Origin of the sequence: Streptomyces katrae (assembly GCF_000966975.1) — a bacterium.
Lineage (GTDB): Bacteria > Actinomycetota > Actinomycetes > Streptomycetales > Streptomycetaceae > Streptomyces > Streptomyces katrae.
Map to the genome: position 1 here is coordinate 13,135 of NZ_JZWV01000059.1, position 17,480 is coordinate 30,614.

Genomic DNA, 17,480 nt, shown 5'->3' on the forward strand with positions numbered 1-17,480 from the left:
CCCTCCGTAAAGCTTCGTCAGCGCGAGCGCTTGGCGAGCCGCTCCACGTCCAGCAGGATCACGGCGCGCGCCTCCAGGCGCAGCCAGCCGCGGCCCGCGAAGTCGGCGAGCGCCTTGTTCACGGTCTCGCGCGAGGCGCCGACGAGCTGGGCCAGCTCCTCCTGCGTCAGGTCGTGGACGACGTGGATGCCCTCCTCCGACTGCACGCCGAAGCGGCGCGACAGGTCGAGGAGCGCGCGGGCCACGCGGCCCGGGACGTCGGAGAAGACCAGGTCGGACATCTGGTCGTTGGTCTTGCGCAGGCGCCGGGCGACGGCGCGCAGCAGTGCGGTGGCGACCTCGGGCCGGGCGTTCAGCCAGGGCTGGAGGTCGCTGTGGCCGAGGCCGAGGAGCTTGACCTCGGTCAGGGCGGTGGCGGTGGCGGTGCGCGGGCCCGGGTCGAAGAGCGACAGCTCGCCGATCAGCTCGCCGGGGCCGAGGACGGCCAGCATGTTCTCGCGGCCGTCGGGGGAGGTGCGGTGCAGCTTCACCTTGCCCTCGGTCACGACGTACAGCCGGTCACCGGGGTCGCCCTCGTGGAACAGGGCGTCACCGCGTGCGAGGGTCACCTCGCCCATGGAGGCGCGGAGCTCCGCGGCCTGCTCGTCATCGAGCGCCGCGAAGAGCGGGGCGCGCCGCAGAACGTCGTCCACGAGTCTCTCTCCTATGTCGACCGGCCAGTGGGGACCGTTCCCCATTTTGCCGGACGGCTCAAACAGTGCGATCAATCACAAGGATGCCGGACGGACGGGCGTGCTGTGTGGCGAGAGAGCGATCGGGGTGGTGTTACCTGAGGTCCGGGCGGGGTGTCAGCGTCCGGCCTTAGGCTGGCCGGGTGTCCAATAAGCCGGTGAGAGCACAGGCCAAGGGGTCCGCGGGAGTGACGGCGGCCCAGAATTCAGCCGTGGGCGAACAAGCCTCCGCGGCGGCGTCCGAAACGCCCCGACCTGCCCCCCAGGGCAAAGCTTCGGCCAAGAAATCGCAGCCCGTGAAGGCCGCCGCCCCGGCCCCCCGGGCGGCCGGGGTGTCCAAGTCCAAGTCCCAGCCCAAGCCGGAGTCCCGGCTCGCCATGATCCGCCGGGCCCGCCGCATCAACCGCGAGCTCGCCGAGGTGTACCCGTACGCCCATCCGGAGCTGGACTTCCGCAACCCCTTCGAGCTCCTGGTCGCCACCGTCCTCTCCGCGCAGACCACCGACCTGCGGGTGAACCAGACCACCCCGGCCCTCTTCGCCGCCTACCCCACCCCCGAGGACATGGCCGCGGCCGTGCCGGAAGAACTGGAAGAGATCATTCGGCCGACCGGGTTCTTCCGGGCGAAGGCGAAGTCCCTCCTCGGCCTCTCGCAGGCCCTGCGCGACGACTTCGGGGGCGAGGTGCCGGGGCGCATGGAGGACCTGGTCAAGCTGCCGGGAGTGGGCCGCAAAACGGCGAACGTGGTGCTCGGCAACGCCTTCGGGGTCCCCGGGATCACCGTCGACACCCACTTCGGCCGGCTGGTGCGCCGGTTCAAGTGGACCGAGCAGGAGGACCCGGAGAAGGTCGAGGCGGAGATCTGCGCGATCTTCCCCAAGAGCGAGTGGACGATGCTCTCGCACCGCGTCGTCTTCCACGGCCGCCGTATCTGCCATGCCCGCAGGCCTGCCTGTGGCGCTTGCCCCATCGCCCCGCTCTGCCCCGCCTACGGGGAGGGCGAGACCGACCCGGAGAAGGCGAAGAAGCTGCTGAAGTACGAGAAGGGCGGCCAGCCGGGCCAGCGGCTCTCCCCGCCCCCCGACTACCCGGGCCTCCCGGCAGCGCCCCTGGGGGCCCGTACGGAGCCCTGAGCGGGGCCGCGGGCGCCAGGGGAGCGCGGCGGCCGTCCGGGAGCGCGGCCGCCGACCGGGAGCGCGGCCGGGCCGCCGCACGCCCCCGGTGGAACGAATCGGGACCCGGGCCGCGTTCTGCGGACGGGGAGAACACGGACAGGGGTTGCCCATGACGCGCGGTACGCAGGACGAGACCACGGCCGAGGCCGGGCACCGGGCCGACGGCCTGGAGCTGACGACCGCCGGCCTGCCCGGCTGGCTCGACCCCGTCGTGGAGGCGGCCCGGACGGTCCGGCCCCGGCAGCTCAGCCGCTTCCTGCCCCCGGAGGACGGCGGGGGCCGCCAGTCCGCCGTGCTGATCCTCTTCGGGGAGGGCCCCCGCGGCCCGGAGATCCTGCTCCAGGAGCGCGCCGGCACCCTCCGCTCGCACGCGGGCCAGCCCTCCTTCCCCGGTGGCGCCCTGGACCCGGAGGACGGCGACCCGCACACCACGGGCCCGCTGCGCGCCGCGCTGCGCGAGGCCGAGGAGGAGACCGGCCTGGACCCGGCGGGCGTCCAGCTCTTCGGCGTACTGCCCCGGCTCTACATCCCGGTCAGCGAGTTCGTCGTGACCCCGGTGCTCGGCTGGTGGCGCGAGCCCTCGCCGGTCGGCCCGGTGGACCCGGCGGAGACGGCCCGGGTCTTCACGGTGCCCGTGGCGGATCTCACGGACCCCGCCCACCGGGTCACCGTGGTCCACCCGAGGGGCCATCAGGGGCCCGCTTTCACCGTGGAATCGGCTCTGGTCTGGGGTTTCACCGCCGGAGTCATCGACCGGATCCTGCACTACGCCGGCTGGGAACGCCCGTGGGACCGCTCACGTCAGGTCCCGCTCGACTGGCACGCATGAGACGGTGACCCTCGTGAACGTGCTGGACATCCTGTTGCTGCTCGCGGCCGTGTGGTTCGCGATCGTCGGCTACCGCCAGGGCTTCGTCGTCGGCATCCTGTCGGTGACCGGCTTCCTGGGCGGTGGCCTCATCGCCGTGTCCCTGCTCCCGCTGATCTGGGACCGGGTGACGGACAACGGCAACCAGGTGTCCACCACCGTCGTGGTGATCGCCGTCGTGGTCATCATCATCTGCGCCTCGATCGGCCAGGCCCTGACCACCCATCTGGGCAACCGGCTCAGACGCCACATCACCTGGTCGCCGGCCCGCGCCCTCGACGCGACCGGCGGCGCGCTGGTCAACGTCGTCGCGATGCTGCTGGTGGCCTGGCTGATCGGCTCCGCGCTGGCCGGCACCTCACTGCCCACCCTGGGCAAGGAGGTCCGCAACTCCAAGGTGCTGCTGGGCGTGTCGCGGGTGCTGCCCACCCAGGCGAACACCTGGTTCTCGGACTTCAGCTCCACCCTCGCCCGCAACGGCTTCCCGCAGGTCTTCAGCCCGTTCTCCAACGAGCCCATCGCCGAGGTGAAGCCGCCCGACCCGGCGCTGGCCGCCAGCGCCGTCGCCCAGCAGGCCCGGCTCTCGATCGTGAAGGTCGTCGGCACCGCGCCCAGCTGCAGCAAGGTCCTGGAAGGCACCGGCTTCGTCTTCGCCCCCGGCAAGGTGATGACCAACGCCCACGTCGTCGGCGGGGTCATCGAGCCGACCGTGCAGATCGGCGGCGAGGGCAAGCTCTACGACGGCAAGGTGGTGCTCTACGACTGGGAGCGCGACATCGCCGTCCTGGACGTGCCCAAGCTGCGCGCCCCCGCCCTGGAGTTCACCGAGAAGGACGCCACGAGCAGCAGCGACGCGATCGTGGCCGGCTTCCCGGAGAACGGCGGGTACGACGTCCGCGCGGCCCGTGTCCGCGGCCGGATCAACGCCAACGGCCCGGACATCTACCACCGGGGCACCGTCCGCCGCGACGTCTACTCGCTCTACGCGACCGTCCGCCAGGGCAACTCCGGCGGCCCGCTGCTCACGCCCGAGGGCCGCGTGTACGGGGTCGTCTTCGCGAAGTCGCTCGACGACCCGAACACCGGCTACGCCCTGACGGCGGACGAGATCCGGGACGACATCCGCGTCGGCAGGATCGCCGACCGGCGGGTCGACACCCAGGGCTGCGCCCTCTGACGGCCGGCTGCGCCCCCTGATCCCGGGCCCCGCCCGGGGGGCAGGGGGCGGCGCGCCGCTACACCCGTGGATGGCGCAGCCGCGCCGACACCCAGCGGGCGCGGCGGCGCAGGATGCGCGGGATCCCGAGACGGGGGTCGTGGCCTTCGCGGCCCGCCCCCCTGTCGTGTGTGCCCGGCACCGTGGCCGAGCGGCGTTCGCGTGCGGTGTCACCGTGGTCGTGCGTCCAGCCCATACAACGAGCTGTGCCCGGTGCCCAAGGTCGGTAACCCCGTGCGGGGCGGCCAATTGGCCTATGCGCCGGGCAATTGAACGACCGTAAGACGGTCGGACGAATAAACTGCGGGCCCGTCAGCAATCGGTGACGGACCCGTCAGGTCCTGGCCAAAGCCCTGTCAGGGGCGGTCGGGCTCCGGGTCCTTGAGCCAGTTCACCAGCTCGGCGGAGAAGGCGGCCGGGTCCTCCTCGTGCGGGAAGTGCCCGAGGCCGTCGAAGAGCCGCCAGCGGTAGGGGGCCTCGACGTACTCCCCGGATCCGGCGGCGCTGCGCGTACGCATCACCGGGTCCAGCGATCCGTGCAGGTGCAGGGTCGGCACCCGGACGGGCCGCTTCATCCGGCGGTAGAACTGCAGCCCGTCCGGCCGGGCCATCGAGCGCATCATCCAGCGGTAGGGCTCGATGGAGCAGTGCGCGGTGGACGGGATGCACATCGCCCGCCGGTACACGCCGAGCGCCTCCTCGTCCGCGCCGCCCTCCTGGAGCCGCGGCCCGGACCACTCCCGGATCAGCTGTCCCACCAGGGCCCCGTCGTCGGCGACCAGCTGCCGCTCGGGGATGAACGGCCGCTGGAAGCCCCAGATGTGGGAGCTCGCCCGGGTCTGGCCGAGGTCGCCCATCATGGCCGAGCGCCAGCGGCGCGGGTGCGGCATGGAGGACACGACCAGCCGGCGCACCAGCTTGGGCCTCATCACGGCGGCCGTCCAGGCCAGGTAGCCGCCCAGGTCGTGTCCGACGAGGGCGGCGTCCGGCTCGCCGAGCGACCGGATGACCCCGGTGATGTCGAGCGCGAGGTTCGCCGGGTCGTAGCCGCGGGGGGTGCGGTCGCTGCCGCCCACCCCGCGCAGGTCCATCGCGACCGCGCGGTACCCGGCGTCCGCGAGGGCGGTCAGCTGGTACCGCCAGGTCCACCAGAACTGCGGGAAGCCGTGCAGCAGGAGGACCAGCGGCCCGTCGCCGAGCTCCGCGACATGGAACCGGGCGCCGTTGGCCGCGACGTCCCGGTGGGTCACCGCCCTGCCGTCCGGCAGGGCGATCCGTACCGCCGTGGCGGCGGTGGGCGGAGTGCTGGAGTCCGGCGAGGGGGCTGTCATGAGGACGAGCGTGCCACACCCACGGCCTGGTCACTCACCGGCCGCGGGTGCGGCTTGACGGTTCCCACCACCGCGGCGGTCTGCTTGACCGAGTCGATCGTCTTCACCGGCGGCTTGACCTTCTTGAACTTGGCCACCGCCAGCAGCCCGACCAGGCCCGCCAGCAGCCAGAACGCCACGCCGACGATGAGGAAGGACCAGGCGAGCCCCAGACCGAGGTTGTGGATGCCGTAGGCCGCGGCGAAACTCAGTACGGGGAGGGAGAAGAGCAGGAGCACGCCCGCCGCGATCGCCGCGCCGCTGCCGATGCCCGCGCGCTTGACGTCCTGCTTGATCTCCACCTTGGCGAGCGCGATCTCGTCGTGCACCAGGGCGGACATCTCGGCGGTGGCCGCGGCGACGAGCTGGCCGAGGGTGCGCTCGGCCCCCGGAGCCCCTTGGTCCGTTGCGCTCATCTCTGTCTCCCTCTGTCGTCGTCTGCCGGCGGCTGTCCTCCGTCGTCAGTCAGATCATGCCGGACGGTCGGCCCGCGTGCTGGACCCGCCCGTGGCTTCGCCCGCGCCGTCCTGCGGCTCCGGGGCCTCCGCCGGGGCGAGGGCGATGGCCCGACGGCGGTGCTCCGCGGCCTTCTCCTCGTGGATCCGCGCCATCCGCAGGTGGTAATCCGGGTTGCCCTCCTCGTAGATGTCGGGGATCCCGTCGCGGTCCTCGTCGCGCTCCTCCGCCTCGGTCAGGGCGCGGTACCTGCGGTCGCGGAGCTTGAGCATGACGCAGGCGATCACGGCCGCGATGAGGGAGCCGAGCAGGACGGCGGCCTTGACCTCGTCGGTGAGGACGGGGTCCTCGGTGAAGGCGAGTTCGCCGATCAGGAGGGAGACGGTGAAGCCGATGCCGGCGAGGGTGGCCACGGCGAGCACGTCCGGCCAGGCGAGGTCCTCGCTCAGCTCCGCCCGGGTGAAGCGGGCGGCGAGCCAGGTGCCGCCGAAGATGCCCACCGTCTTGCCGACGACCAGGCCGAGGACCACGCCGAGGGTCTCGGGGCGGGTGAAGACCTGCGCGACCGCCCCGCCGGAGAGGGAGACCCCGGCCGAGAACAGGGCGAAGAGGGGGACGGCCAGGCCTGCCGACAGGGGCCGGACCAGGTGCTCGATGTGCTCGCCGGGGGAGTGGTGTTCGCCCTCCCTGCGGGTGCAGCGGAGCATCAGGCCCATGGCGACGCCGGCGATGGTGGCGTGGACCCCGCTGTTGTACATCAGGCCCCAGATGACCAGGGCCAGCGGCACGTAGACGTACCAGCCGCGGACGCCGGCGCGCAGCAGGAACCAGAAGAGGACCAGGCCGGCGACGGCTCCGCCCAGCGCCGCGAAGTTGATGCTGCTGGTGAAGAACACCGCGATGATCAGGATGGCGAAGAGGTCGTCGACGACGGCCAGGGTCAGCAGGAAGGCGCGCAGCGCGGAGGGCAGTGAGGTGCCGATGACCGCGAGGACGGCGAGGGCGAAGGCGATGTCGGTGGCGGTGGGAACCGCCCAGCCCGCGGTCGAGCCGCTGCCGAGGGTGTTGACCAGGAAGTAGACCAGGGCGGGCACGGCCATGCCGCAGAGGGCGGCGACGACGGGGAGTGCGGCGGCCTTGGCGTCGCGCAGGTCGCCGGCGACGAGTTCGCGTTTGAGCTCGATGCCGGCGACGAAGAAGAAGACCGCGAGCAGGCCGTCGGCCGCCCAGTGCTGCACCGAGAGGTCCAGGCCGAGGGAGGCGGGGCCGATGTGGAAGGAACGGACGCTGTCGTAGCCGCCCGATATCGCGGGGATGTTCGCCCACACGAGTGCGGCGATCGCGGCCACCAGCAGCAGGACGCCGCCGACGGTCTCGGTGCGCAGCGCGTCCGCGACGAAGCGGCGCTCGGGGAGGGAGAGCCGTCCGAGGAGCTTGCGGCGGGGTGCGGGCGTGGCCACGGGGGGACCTCCGGTCGGTCGACGGCATGACACATGCAGTTGCCGACCAGACTTCCCGGCGCACCTAGAGACGTGGAGAGTTTTAGAGCGTCAAATCTTGACGCTTCTCATATTTTACAGGGTCCGTTCGGTCGTATCGGGTGATCTTCACCTTAAACGGAGGGAGGGCGTCCGGCGCGCTGTGCGCCGGACGCCCGTGCGGTTCGAGCCCGCCGCCGGTCAGTCCTCGTCGGAGGCGCTGGGCAGCTTCGTCTGGATCAGGTCCATCACCGAGGAGTCGGCGAGCGTGGTGACGTCGCCGACCTCGCGGTTCTCCGCCACGTCGCGCAGCAGACGGCGCATGATCTTGCCGGACCGGGTCTTCGGCAGCTCCTGCACCGGCAGGATCCGCTTCGGCTTGGCGATCGGACCGAGGGTGGCGCCCACGTGGTTGCGCAGCTCCGCGACCAGGCCCTCCGTCTCCGAGGCGCTGCCGCGCAGGATGACGAAGGCCACGATCGCCTGACCGGTGGTCTCGTCGGCCGCGCCGACCACGGCGGCCTCGGCGACCGCGGGGTGGGAGACGAGGGCCGACTCCACCTCGGTGGTGGAGATGTTGTGACCCGACACCAGCATCACGTCGTCGACGCGGCCCAGCAGCCAGATGTCGCCGTCGTCGTCCTTCTTGGCGCCGTCTCCCGCGAAGTATCGGCCCTCGAAGCGGGACCAGTAGGTGTCGATGAAGCGCTGGTCGTCACCCCAGATGGTGCGCAGCATCGACGGCCACGGCTCGGTGAGGACCAGGTATCCGCCCCCGCCGTTCGGGACCTCGTGGCCCTCGTCGTCGACGACGGTGGCGCCGATGCCGGGCAGGGCGCGCTGGGCGGAACCGGGCTTGGTGGCGGTGACGCCCGGCAGCGGGGAGATCATCATCGCGCCGGTCTCGGTCTGCCACCAGGTGTCCACGATCGGACAGCGGTCGCCGCCGATGTGCTTGCGGTACCAGACCCAGGCCTCGGGGTTGATCGGCTCGCCGACCGAGCCGAGCACGCGCAGGCTCGACAGGTCGAACTTGGCGGGGATGTCGTCGCCCCACTTCATGAACGTACGGATCGCGGTGGGCGCGGTGTAGAGGATGGTCACGCGGTACTTCTGCACGACCTCCCAGAACCGGCCCTGGTGCGGGGTGTCCGGGGTGCCCTCGTACATCACCTGCGTGGCGCCGTTGGCCAGGGGGCCGTAGACGATGTAGGAGTGCCCGGTGACCCAGCCGATGTCGGCCGTGCACCAGTAGACGTCGCTCTCCGGCTTCAGGTCGAAGACGGCGTGGTGGGTGTACGAGGCCTGCGTGAGGTACCCGCCCGAGGTGTGCAGGATGCCCTTCGGCTTACCCGTGGTCCCCGAGGTGTAGAGGATGAAGAGCGGGTGCTCGGCGTCGAAGGCCTGCGGGGTGTGCTCGGTGGACTGGCGGCCGACCAGGTCGTGCCACCACAGGTCGCGGCCCTCGGTGAAGGCGGTGTCCTGGCCGGTGCGGCGGACGACGAGCACGTGCTCGACCTGCGGGCACTTGGCGACGGCCTCGTCGATGGCGGGCTTGAGCGCGCTGGGCTTGCCACGGCGGTAGCCGCCGTCGGCGGTGATCACCAGCTTGGCGTCGGCGTCCTGGATGCGGGAGGCGACGGCGTCGGCGGAGAAACCGCCGAAGACCACCGAGTGCGCGGCGCCGACCCGGGCGCACGCGAGCATCGCGACGACGGCCTCGGGGATCATCGGCAGGTAGACGGCGACCCGGTCGCCCGCCTGGACACCGAGCTCGGTGAGGGCGTTCGCGGCCTGCGAGACCTCGTCCTTGAGCTGGGCGTAGGTGATCGAGCGGCTGTCGCCGGGCTCGCCCTCGAAGTGGATGGCGACACGGTCGCCGTTGCCGGCCTCCACGTGCCGGTCCACGCAGTTGTACGCGACGTTCAGCTTGCCGTCGGCGAACCACTTCGCAAAGGGCGGGTTGCTCCAGTCGAGCGTCTCGGTGGGCTCGGTCTCCCAGGAAAGCCGTCGGGCCTGCTCGGCCCAGAAGCCCAGCCGGTCCGTGCCGGCCTGCGCGTACGCGGCCTCCTTCACGTTCGCGGCGGCGGCCAGATCGGCGGGCGGTGCGAACCGCCGCTCCTCTTTCAACAGGTTGGCCAGGCTCTCGTTGCTCACGACATCTCCCTTTCCCAGGGTGTCCGTTGTCCCCGGGCATAGCTGAGTCCCCGGGGACAGCTCATCAGTCAGACGCCCAGGTGACAAGGGGTTGCCGAAAATTGGTTTAGACCTATACCACGCCTGGGCCCGTGCCCGGCCTCCGTGCGCGCGGCGTGTCGGCGTGCGCACGGCGGCGTGCCGCCGGCCCCTTCCCGCCGCTGGGAGGGAAGGGGCCGACGGCTTGCACGGATACGGGAGGGTATCGGTTCGGGAGGGCCTCTGGTCAGGCGTTCTGGCCGACGCTGTCGAAAACCCGACAGTCGAAGAAGTCCTCTCCGGCGGACAGGAGATAGGCCTGGGCCTCACCCACGTGGAAGTACATCCCGTGCAGTTCCAGCGTTCCCTCGGCGAGTCGCCGGGCCACCGATTCGTGGGCGCGCAGATGCTCCAGCTGCTGCACGACGTTGGTCAGGCAGAGCTGCTCGACGGCGTCGGCCGGGAGCCGCCCCGAGATCCGCGCCCAGGCGTGGTGGCGGCTGCCCATCCGCTTCAGGCTGGGCAGGCCGTGCCGCAGCCAGCGGGTGAGCGGGGTCGCCGGATCACCCGGACGGGAGTTGAGCAGGGCCTGCATGGCCCCGCAGCCCGAGTGCCCGCACACGGTGATGCTGGCGACCTGGAGCACGTCCACGGCGTACTCGATGGCCGCGGCGACGGAGTCGTCGCCGGACTCCGCACCGGGCAGCGGCACGAGATTGCCCACGTTGCGCACGGTGAACAGGTCGCCCGGGCCGCTGGCGGTGATCATGCTGGTGACCAGGCGGGAGTCGGCGCAGGTCAGGAAGAGCTGCGCGGGCCGCTGCCCCTCGCGCGCCAGCCGGGCCAGCTCCTCGCGCACGTGCGGGGCGGTGTCCCGCTGGAAGGCGCCGATCCCGCTCGCGAGTTGGCCCGCCCCGGACCTCCGGGGGGCGGCCGCCGGGGCACCGGAAGCCCCGGCCGCGCCGGGAACCCTGTGGACCGCGGCGCCCTCGGGCCCGGCGCCGCCCTGCTCCGTCCGCCCCGCCGGTGTGGGCTGCGCGGCCTGAGCGGCCCGGTGGTCGCAGTGGTTCTGCCAGGGTGTCCAGGGCCGGCAGCACTGGTGCCCGCCCCGGCCCGCCTCGCCCCGGTGGCCGCCGCCGGCCGCGACGCCCCCACCCGCTCCGGGGTCCTCGTCTCCGCCGGTGTCGGGTGAGGGGCCCAGGGTTCCGCCGGAGAACGCGGCACCGCCCCGGCCGGTCAGCTCGAGCGATCCGCCGTGCGCCAGGTGCGACTCCTGCCAGTCCTGCAGGGTCTCGTACGCCGCGTGGTCCATGAACGAGCCGTCCAGCTCGACCACCGCGTGCCCGCCGTGGGGAACCTGGTTCAGCACCCGGCTCAGCCGGGGGACTGCGAGGAAGGTCAACTGCCCGCGCGCCGTGATCCGGTGGACGCCCCCGGACTCCGCCACCGTGATCCGGGTCCGGGCCAGCCGGCGCAGGGCCAGGGCCACGGCCACCGCGATCCCGACGGCCACGCCCTCCAGTACCCCGCCCAGCACCACGGCCGCGATCGTGGTCGCGTACACCAGGATCTCGCGGTGCCGGAAGACCGTCCGCAGGTGCGTGATGCTGACCATCTGGACTCCGACGGCCATCACCAGGGCGGCCAGGGCCGCGAGCGGGATCAGGTCGAGGACGGGGACGAGCAGACCCGCCGCGAGCACCACCCACAGCCCGTGGAACATGGCTGATTTCCGGCTCACGGCACCCGACTTGACGTTCGCCACGCTGCGCACGGCCACGCCCGTGATCGGCAGGCCGCCCAGCAGCCCGGAGACGATGTTCGCCGCGCCCTGGCCGCGCAGCTCGCGGTCGAGGTCGGCGCGGGGCGGCCGGTCCTCCGTACCGCGCTCGGAGGCGATCAGCTTGTCGGTGGCGACGCAGGACAGCAGGGACTCCACGCTGCCGACCAGCGTGATCGTCAGGACCGCGGCGATCAGCCCGAGCACGGGCCCCTCGGGCAGCTCGGGCAGGGCGTGGCTGCTCCAGGACGGCAGGTCGACCCGGGGCAGGGTGAGCCCGGCCAGGGCCGCGAACGCCGTGGCCGAGGCGACGGCGGCCAGCGCGGCCGGCACCTTGCGCAGGGCGCGGCCCGCCCGTCCCGGCAGCCGGTTCCAGCCGAGCAGGACGCACAGCGTCGCCGCGCTCACCGCCAGCGCGGCCGGATGCGGATCGGCCAACTGGGCGGGCAGCCCGAGCACATTGGCAACGGCCGAGCTCTGCGGGGTGCCGCCGAGGACGATGTGCAGCTGGGCCAGGGCGATGGTCACACCGATGCCCGCGAGCATGCCGTGCACGATGGCCGGACTGACCATCAGCGCGGACCGCGCGGTGCGCAGGAAGGCGAGTCCGAGCTGGCAGCAGCCCGCGAGGACGGTGATGGCACAGGTGGTCCGCCACCCGTAGCGCTGGATCAACTCGGCGGTCACGACCGTCAGTCCGGCGGCCGGACCGCTCACCTGGAGGGGCGCGCCGCCGAGCCGTCCGGCCACGATCCCGCCCACCGCCGCGGCCACCAGTCCGGCTTGCAGGGGGGCGCCGGTGGCCAGTGCGATGCCGAGGGAGAGCGGCAGGGCGATCAGGAAGACGGCTGCGGACGCGGACAGATCGGCGGGGAGGTCCTTGCGGAAGTCCCTCCTGCCCGGCGGCCGGAGGGCGGATGGGGCTGGGGTGGTGGCAGTCATGGGTTCCCGTCTCCTCTGGGAGGGGTGAAGCGGCGGGAGTCTCAACACTCGGTAAATGGATGGTAATGGAGAGTAAAGAAGAGCGGGAGGTAATACGGGCAAATGGCCTAGAAGCCCACTCTTGAGGGTGATTAAGCATTTTGTCTGGCTTGTCACACCTTCCTAAAACCGCACTGCATGGGACGTTGCGTCGCGAACGTCCTGCATCGGTACTGCGAGGGAGAGGTGTGCGGATGATGGCCGCCACGAAGAAGATCGCCGGCGGGCTGGTCGCCACGGCCCTGGTCCTGTGCGCCGCCGGCTGCAGCGGCTCCGGGTCCGCCGGGCGCGGCGCGCCCGGCGCGCCGAACGGGAGGAAGGGTGCCGCGGCCCCCGAGGCGCCCGGCAGCGTCAACCGGCCCATCGGTGACGGTTCGACCGCCTACACCGGGCCGCAGCCGAACGTGGAGAAGCCGCAGAAGCTGAAGCCCGGTGAGAAGCCGCCGCAGTTCGTGGTGTTCTCGTGGGACGGGGCCGGTGAGGACAGCCAGAAGCTCTTCTCGCACTTCCGCGAGGTCGGCAAGGAGTACAACGCCCGGATGACCTACTTCCTCAGCGGCGTGTACCTGCTGCCGGAGGAGAAGCGTTCCCTCTACACCGCGCCGCAGCACTCGCCGGGCCGTTCCGACATCGGGTTCGGCGACCTCCAGGGCATCAAGGACACCGCCACCCAGGTCCGCGCGGCCTGGCTGGAGGGCAACGAGATCGGTACCCACTTCAATGGCCACTTCTGCGGCCCCGACGGCGGTGTCGGCACCTGGTCCGTCGAGGAGTGGAAGAGCGAGATCAACCAGGCCAAGTCCTTCGTCAAGAACTGGAAGACGAACGCCGGCCTGAAGGAGATGGACCCGCTCCCCTTCGACTACGACAAGGAGCTCATCGGAGCCCGCACCCCCTGCCTGGAGGGGCAGAAGAACTTCATGCTGGCGGCCAAGGACATGGGCTTCCGCTACGACTCCAGCGGGATCAGCAAGCAGGTCTGGCCCAAGAAGACGGACGGGCTCTGGGACCTCCCGCTCCAGCTGGTGCCGATGCCCGGCCGGGCCTTCGACACGCTGAGCATGGACTACAACTACATGGTCAACCAGTCCGGCACGACCACGCAGGGCGACCCCTCGCAGCACCAGTACTGGGGCGACCAGATGCGCGACGGGCTCAAGCAGGCCTTCGACCGGGCCTACGAGGGCAACCGCGCACCGCTCATCATCGGCAACCACTTCGAGTCCTGGAACGGCGGCACCTACATGCGCGCCGTAGAGGAGTCCATCAAGAGCATGTGCGGCCAGAAGGAGGTCCGCTGCGTGCCCTTCCGCGAGCTGGCCGACTGGCTGGACGCCCAGGACCCGAAGACCCTGGACTGGCTGCGGACCCTGGAGGTCGGCCAGGCACCGAAGGAGGGCTGGACGAAGTTCCTCACCGCGGGGCCGCCGGCCGCGCCGGCGGCCCCGACGGGCAAGGTCAAGCCGGCTGAGGGGCCGGCCGGCGAGCCGGACGAGGGCTGACCAGACCCTCGTGGAGTACGAAACCGGGGTCGACCTGCGCCGCCAGGTCGGCCCCGGTCTTGGCGTTGCCCCAGCTCTCCGCGTTGCGCAGGTGGAAGTGGACCATCTGCTCGGTGTACCGGCCCCAGTCGCGGCCGGAGTAGGAGTCCCGCGCCGTGTCCCGGAGGGTCTGCAGGGCGAGCCGGTTGGTCGCCTCCAGCAGCTCGAAGGCGGCCGGGCGGCCCCGCTCCATCGCCCGCACCCAGTCGGAGTGCCCGAAGGTGACCAGCAGGTCCTCGCCCACCTCGTCCTGGAGGAACTCGATGTCCTCCGGCCCCTGCACCTTGTTCCCGACGACCCGCAGGCTGACGCCGAAGTCCCGGGCGTACTCCTTGTACTGGCGGTAGACCGACACCCCCTTGCGGGTCGGCTCGGCCACCAGGAAGGTCATGTCGAAGCGGGTGAACATCCCCGAGGCGAAGGAGTCGGAGCCGGCCGTCATGTCGACGACGACGTACTCGTCCGGCCCGTCGACCAGGTGGTTGAGGCAGAGCTCGACCGCTCCGACCTTGGAGTGGTAGCAGGCCACCCCCAGGTCCGACTCGGTGAAGGGGCCCGTCGCCATCAGCCGTACGGGGTCCCCGTCGAGCAGCAGCGTGCGCGCGCAGGCCTCGTAGACCGGGTTGTCCTCGTCCACCCGCAGCAGGCGCGAGCCGGCCCCGGGCGGAGTGGTCTTGATCATGGTGTCGGCCGAGGCGATGCGGGGGTTCGACCCGCGCAGGTACTCCTTGATCAGGGGCAGGTGCGCGCCCAGCGCGGGCAGCGCGGCCGCCTCCTCCTCGGCGAGCCCGAGGGCGGCTCCGAGGTGCTGGTTGATGTCGGCGTCCACCGCGACGACGGGGGTTCCACTGGCTGCGAGGTGGCGGATGAAGAGGGAGGACAGCGTCGTCTTCCCACTGCCTCCCTTTCCCACGAAAGCGATCTTCATGTTCACCAAGAGTAGTGGAGTGATCGCGGGGGGTGGTCAAGGTGAGTGAAGAAGACCACTCCAAGGAGGGGTCGGTGCTATGGGCCCGCAGTGCGTAGGCTCCCTACTTATGAGTAGCGCTTCCGACCCGCTGGCGGCCCTGGGCGCCCTGCCGGGTGTCGCAGAGTCCGTGGAATCCGTACGCAAGGCCGTGGACCGGGTCTACGGGCACCGGGTCATGCGCCGGCGCAGCGGGGAGATCACCTCGGAGGCCGCGCTGCGCGGCGCCCGGGGGAGCGCGGCACTGTCGGGGGCCGACTGGGCGCTGGAGGAAGTGCGCCGCCGGACCGACTTCAGTGCGGACGCGGAGGCGCTGACGGTCGGCGCGGCCCTGCGCCTGACGGCGGAGGCCGGCCAACTGCTGAGCATCTGGCGGCAGTCGCCGATGCGGGTCCTCGCCCGTCTGCACCTGGTCGCGTCCGGCACGGCCGTGGCGGGGGACGTGGTGGGCCGCCCGCGCCTGGCCGGTGAGCCGGTGGACGAGCCCCTGGTGGACCTCCCGCTCCCGGACGCCGACGAGGTCGCGGGCCGGCTCGACGGGCTGGCCCGGGTGGTCATCGCGGGCGGGTCGGCTCCGGCTCTGGTGACGGCCGCGGTGGTGCACGGCGAACTGCTGGCGCTGCGCCCCTTCGCCTCGTACAACGACCTGGTCGCGCGCGCGGCGGAGCGGATCGTACTGATCAACAGCGGGCTGGACCCGAAGGCGATCTGCCCGGCGGAGGTCGGCCACGCCGAACAGGGAGCCGAGGCCTACCTGGAGGCCTTCAAGGGCTACGTGTCCGGGACCGCGGAGGGGATGGCGGCCTGGATCGCGCACTGCGGCCGCGCGGTCGAGCTCGGCGCGCGCGAGTCGACGGCGGTCTGCGAGGCGCTCCAGCGCGGCGCGGCATAGGCCCGGGCGAGGGGTCCGGACGGGGGCGAGGGGTCCGGGCGAAGGCCCGGACACAGGGTTGCGGCGACACCGTACTGCTCTGGTGTCGCCGCTGGCATTCACGCCCAGTTACCAAGCGTCCTCGATAGTGCCCATCAGGCCGGGTGCTTTGCCCGTGGCCTGGTGCGGCTGGCCCGTAATCGACGGGTCGACGTCGCGTGGGTGCTCGGCGTTCCTGCTTCGGTCCGTGGGCCTTACTGCGTTTTAAAGATGATCCTCTCGGATGTTCTTTGGTCTCGCGGGCCGTGACTCCTTTGTACCTCGCTTCGGAGCGGAGTGAAACCCCTGGCCCGAGTTCTTTACTTTCCGGGGCGATCCAGGGCGATTAGGACACCCCGTATCGCCCCAGGCCGGGACGATTCTCCTGCTCCGGGCGGAGTCGTGGATCAGGCCGACGCCAGCGCCGCGGCGGCACGCCGGCGGCTCGCGTACGGCCGCCGCGCCCACCGCCGCCGCGGCGACGAGCGCGGGCCGGGCGGGCACGGACAGTCCGGGCAGCCGCTGCTTCAGCCGCACCGGCTTGCTGAACACCAGCACCGGCCACTCACGCGCGAGGGCCTCGCGCCTCAAGGCCCGGTCGGGATTGACCGCGTGCGGATGCCCGACGGCCTCCAGCATCGGTACATCGGTGATGGAGTCGCTGTACGCGTAGCACCGGGCGAGGTCGTACCCCTCGGACTCGGCGAGCTCCCGCACGGCCTCCGCCTTCGTGGGCCCGTAGGCGTAGTACTCGATCTCCCCGGTGAAGCAGCCGTCCTCGCCGACCACCATGCGGGTGGCCACGACCCGGTCCGCGCCGAGCATCTCGCCGATGGGCTCGACGACTTCGGCGCCGGAGCTCGACACGATCACCACGTCACGGCCCGCGGTGTGGTGGGCCTCGATGAGGGACGCGGCCTCGTCGTAGATGATCGGGTCGATCAGGTCGTGCAGTGCTTCGGCGACGATCTCGCGGACCTGGCGGACGTTCCACCCCTTGCAGAGGGCGGACAGGTACTCGCGCATCCGCTCCATCTGGTCGTGGTCGGCGCCGCCGGCCAGGAAGATGAACTGGGTGTACGCGGTCCGCAGCACGGCCCGCCGGTTGATCAGGCCACCCTGGTAGAAGGACTTGCTGAACGTCAGGGCGCTCGACTTCGCAATGACCGTCTTGTCCAGGTCGAAGAAGGCGGCGGTCCGAGGCGAGGAGTGCGGCAAGGGCTGATTTTCCACGCACCGAGCATATGCGCCCACCATTCGGCGTAAGGTGTGGCGCGTGGGTTTGCCTGAGAAGGCTCTCGGGTACACCATGGAAGTCACGGATCGTTCGCGACCGTGCTAACCCGGTCTGACTCCTCCCCCCCCCGAGTCGGACCGTGGGGACGACCCCCGCTCTCCCCCCCGGCGGGGGTCGTCGCATGTCCGGACGCGGTTTGCGCCCCATTCCCTTGCGTTCCGACGGACATCTTCCGGCCCTCCCTGCTTCGGCGGGCCCGCACGACGCGGCCCCTCACCCCCCTCGACGCGTGACGCTGCGTAGTTGTTCCGGCGCGCTCCGGAACTCACCCGTGGGGGTGGCGAAGATATTCACAAGGGCCTTCTTGTCCACAGTTTTCCGGCAAGATCCACTTCTTTTTCAGGACCCCTGCACCGTGATTCCAGCCGCGAAGTCCGCGGCGTGTGGATTTGCAGTGAGAAGGGGGCGGAGATCGTGGCTGGATCGAAGTCGTGTGAAGCGCTGGAGCCCGGCGTGGCGGGTGGGGGCGGACCGTCCGCCCGCGCCGGCGGGCCCGGGCCCGCCGGTGGGCGGCCGCTGATCATCACCGAGGACC

General features: G+C 71.5%; 12 protein-coding genes and 1 pseudogene. 5 read left to right on the plus strand and 8 right to left on the minus strand.

The window, feature by feature from the left end; translation table 11 throughout:
* Nucleotides 1–17 precede the first annotated feature (17 nt).
* On the minus strand, nucleotides 18–692 hold the full coding sequence (locus VR44_RS03310) for a Crp/Fnr family transcriptional regulator (RefSeq protein ID WP_042811540.1): 675 nt from the start codon (nucleotides 690–692) through the stop codon (nucleotides 18–20).
* A gap of 335 nt (nucleotides 693–1,027) precedes the next feature.
* Here VR44_RS03310 and nth point away from each other — a divergent pair, with 335 nt between their 5' ends.
* From nth to VR44_RS03325, 3 genes are all read left to right on the plus strand, one after another.
* Nucleotides 1,028–1,864 carry an endonuclease III gene (gene nth / locus VR44_RS03315; protein WP_045945832.1) on the plus strand — a complete coding sequence of 279 codons (837 nt, stop codon included), beginning with the start codon at nucleotides 1,028–1,030 and terminating at the stop codon, nucleotides 1,862–1,864.
* 151 nt (nucleotides 1,865–2,015) lie between these two features.
* Nucleotides 2,016–2,735 (plus strand): NUDIX hydrolase, encoded by a 720-nt coding sequence (locus VR44_RS03320; RefSeq protein WP_045945833.1) that lies wholly within the window; start codon nucleotides 2,016–2,018, stop codon nucleotides 2,733–2,735.
* 13 nt (nucleotides 2,736–2,748) lie between these two features.
* Nucleotides 2,749–3,951: a MarP family serine protease gene (locus tag VR44_RS03325; protein WP_045945842.1), complete on the plus strand. Its 1,203-nt coding sequence runs from the start codon at nucleotides 2,749–2,751 to the stop codon at nucleotides 3,949–3,951.
* Between the two features lie 395 nt (nucleotides 3,952–4,346).
* On the opposite strand, the gene VR44_RS03330 is transcribed toward VR44_RS03325, so the two are convergent.
* From VR44_RS03330 to VR44_RS03350, 5 genes are all read right to left on the minus strand, one after another.
* Nucleotides 4,347–5,321 (minus strand): alpha/beta fold hydrolase, encoded by a 975-nt coding sequence (locus tag VR44_RS03330; protein ID WP_045945834.1) that lies wholly within the window; start codon nucleotides 5,319–5,321, stop codon nucleotides 4,347–4,349.
* A complete protein-coding gene (locus tag VR44_RS03335) occupies nucleotides 5,318–5,776 on the minus strand; it encodes a phage holin family protein (RefSeq protein ID WP_045945835.1) in 459 nt (152 codons plus the stop codon). Before VR44_RS03335 ends, VR44_RS03330 begins: the two co-directional genes overlap by 4 nt.
* A gap of 54 nt (nucleotides 5,777–5,830) precedes the next feature.
* On the minus strand, nucleotides 5,831–7,276 hold the full coding sequence (gene nhaA / locus VR44_RS03340) for a Na+/H+ antiporter NhaA (RefSeq protein ID WP_045945836.1): 1,446 nt from the start codon (nucleotides 7,274–7,276) through the stop codon (nucleotides 5,831–5,833).
* A 219-nt stretch (nucleotides 7,277–7,495) separates the two neighbouring features.
* Complete coding sequence (acs, locus tag VR44_RS03345; RefSeq protein WP_045945837.1) at nucleotides 7,496–9,451, minus strand: acetate--CoA ligase; 1,956 nt, start codon at nucleotides 9,449–9,451, stop codon at nucleotides 7,496–7,498.
* A gap of 265 nt (nucleotides 9,452–9,716) precedes the next feature.
* Nucleotides 9,717–12,191: a bifunctional SulP family inorganic anion transporter/carbonic anhydrase gene (locus VR44_RS03350; RefSeq protein WP_045945838.1), complete on the minus strand. Its 2,475-nt coding sequence runs from the start codon at nucleotides 12,189–12,191 to the stop codon at nucleotides 9,717–9,719.
* Between the two features lie 233 nt (nucleotides 12,192–12,424).
* Here VR44_RS03350 and VR44_RS03355 point away from each other — a divergent pair, with 233 nt between their 5' ends.
* Entirely contained in the window at nucleotides 12,425–13,732 is a 1,308-nt protein-coding gene (locus VR44_RS03355) for a polysaccharide deacetylase family protein (RefSeq protein WP_045945839.1), read from the plus strand.
* Here the strand turns inward: VR44_RS03355 and VR44_RS03360 are convergent.
* Nucleotides 13,689–14,699, minus strand: coding sequence for an ATP-binding protein (locus VR44_RS03360; protein ID WP_045945843.1), 1,011 nt, complete (start codon nucleotides 14,697–14,699; stop codon nucleotides 13,689–13,691). The genes VR44_RS03355 and VR44_RS03360 overlap by 44 nt on opposite strands.
* A gap of 109 nt (nucleotides 14,700–14,808) precedes the next feature.
* On the opposite strand from VR44_RS03360, the gene VR44_RS03365 reads away from it, so the two are divergent.
* Nucleotides 14,809–15,630, plus strand: a complete 822-nt coding sequence (locus VR44_RS03365; protein ID WP_045945840.1) for a Fic family protein — start codon at nucleotides 14,809–14,811, stop codon at nucleotides 15,628–15,630.
* 471 nt (nucleotides 15,631–16,101) lie between these two features.
* On the opposite strand, the pseudogene VR44_RS03370 reads toward VR44_RS03365, so the two are convergent.
* Nucleotides 16,102–16,905 (minus strand): annotated as a pseudogene (locus tag VR44_RS03370) (HAD family hydrolase); the annotation flags it as partial.
* Nucleotides 16,906–17,480: the final 575 nt, after the last annotated feature.

Coding starts and splice junctions, on each gene's coding strand:
- VR44_RS03335 (WP_045945835.1), bottom strand. CDS start 5,776: ATGAGCGCAACGGACCAAGGGGCTCCGGGGGCCGAGCGCACCCTCGGC.
- VR44_RS03360 (WP_045945843.1), bottom strand. CDS start 14,699: ATGAAGATCGCTTTCGTGGGAAAGGGAGGCAGTGGGAAGACGACGCTG.
- VR44_RS03365 (WP_045945840.1), top strand. CDS start 14,809: ATGAGTAGCGCTTCCGACCCGCTGGCGGCCCTGGGCGCCCTGCCGGGT.
- VR44_RS03330 (WP_045945834.1), bottom strand. CDS start 5,321: ATGACAGCCCCCTCGCCGGACTCCAGCACTCCGCCCACCGCCGCCACG.
- VR44_RS03355 (WP_045945839.1), top strand. CDS start 12,425: ATGATGGCCGCCACGAAGAAGATCGCCGGCGGGCTGGTCGCCACGGCC.
- VR44_RS03320 (WP_045945833.1), top strand. CDS start 2,016: ATGACGCGCGGTACGCAGGACGAGACCACGGCCGAGGCCGGGCACCGG.
- VR44_RS03350 (WP_045945838.1), bottom strand. CDS start 12,191: ATGACTGCCACCACCCCAGCCCCATCCGCCCTCCGGCCGCCGGGCAGG.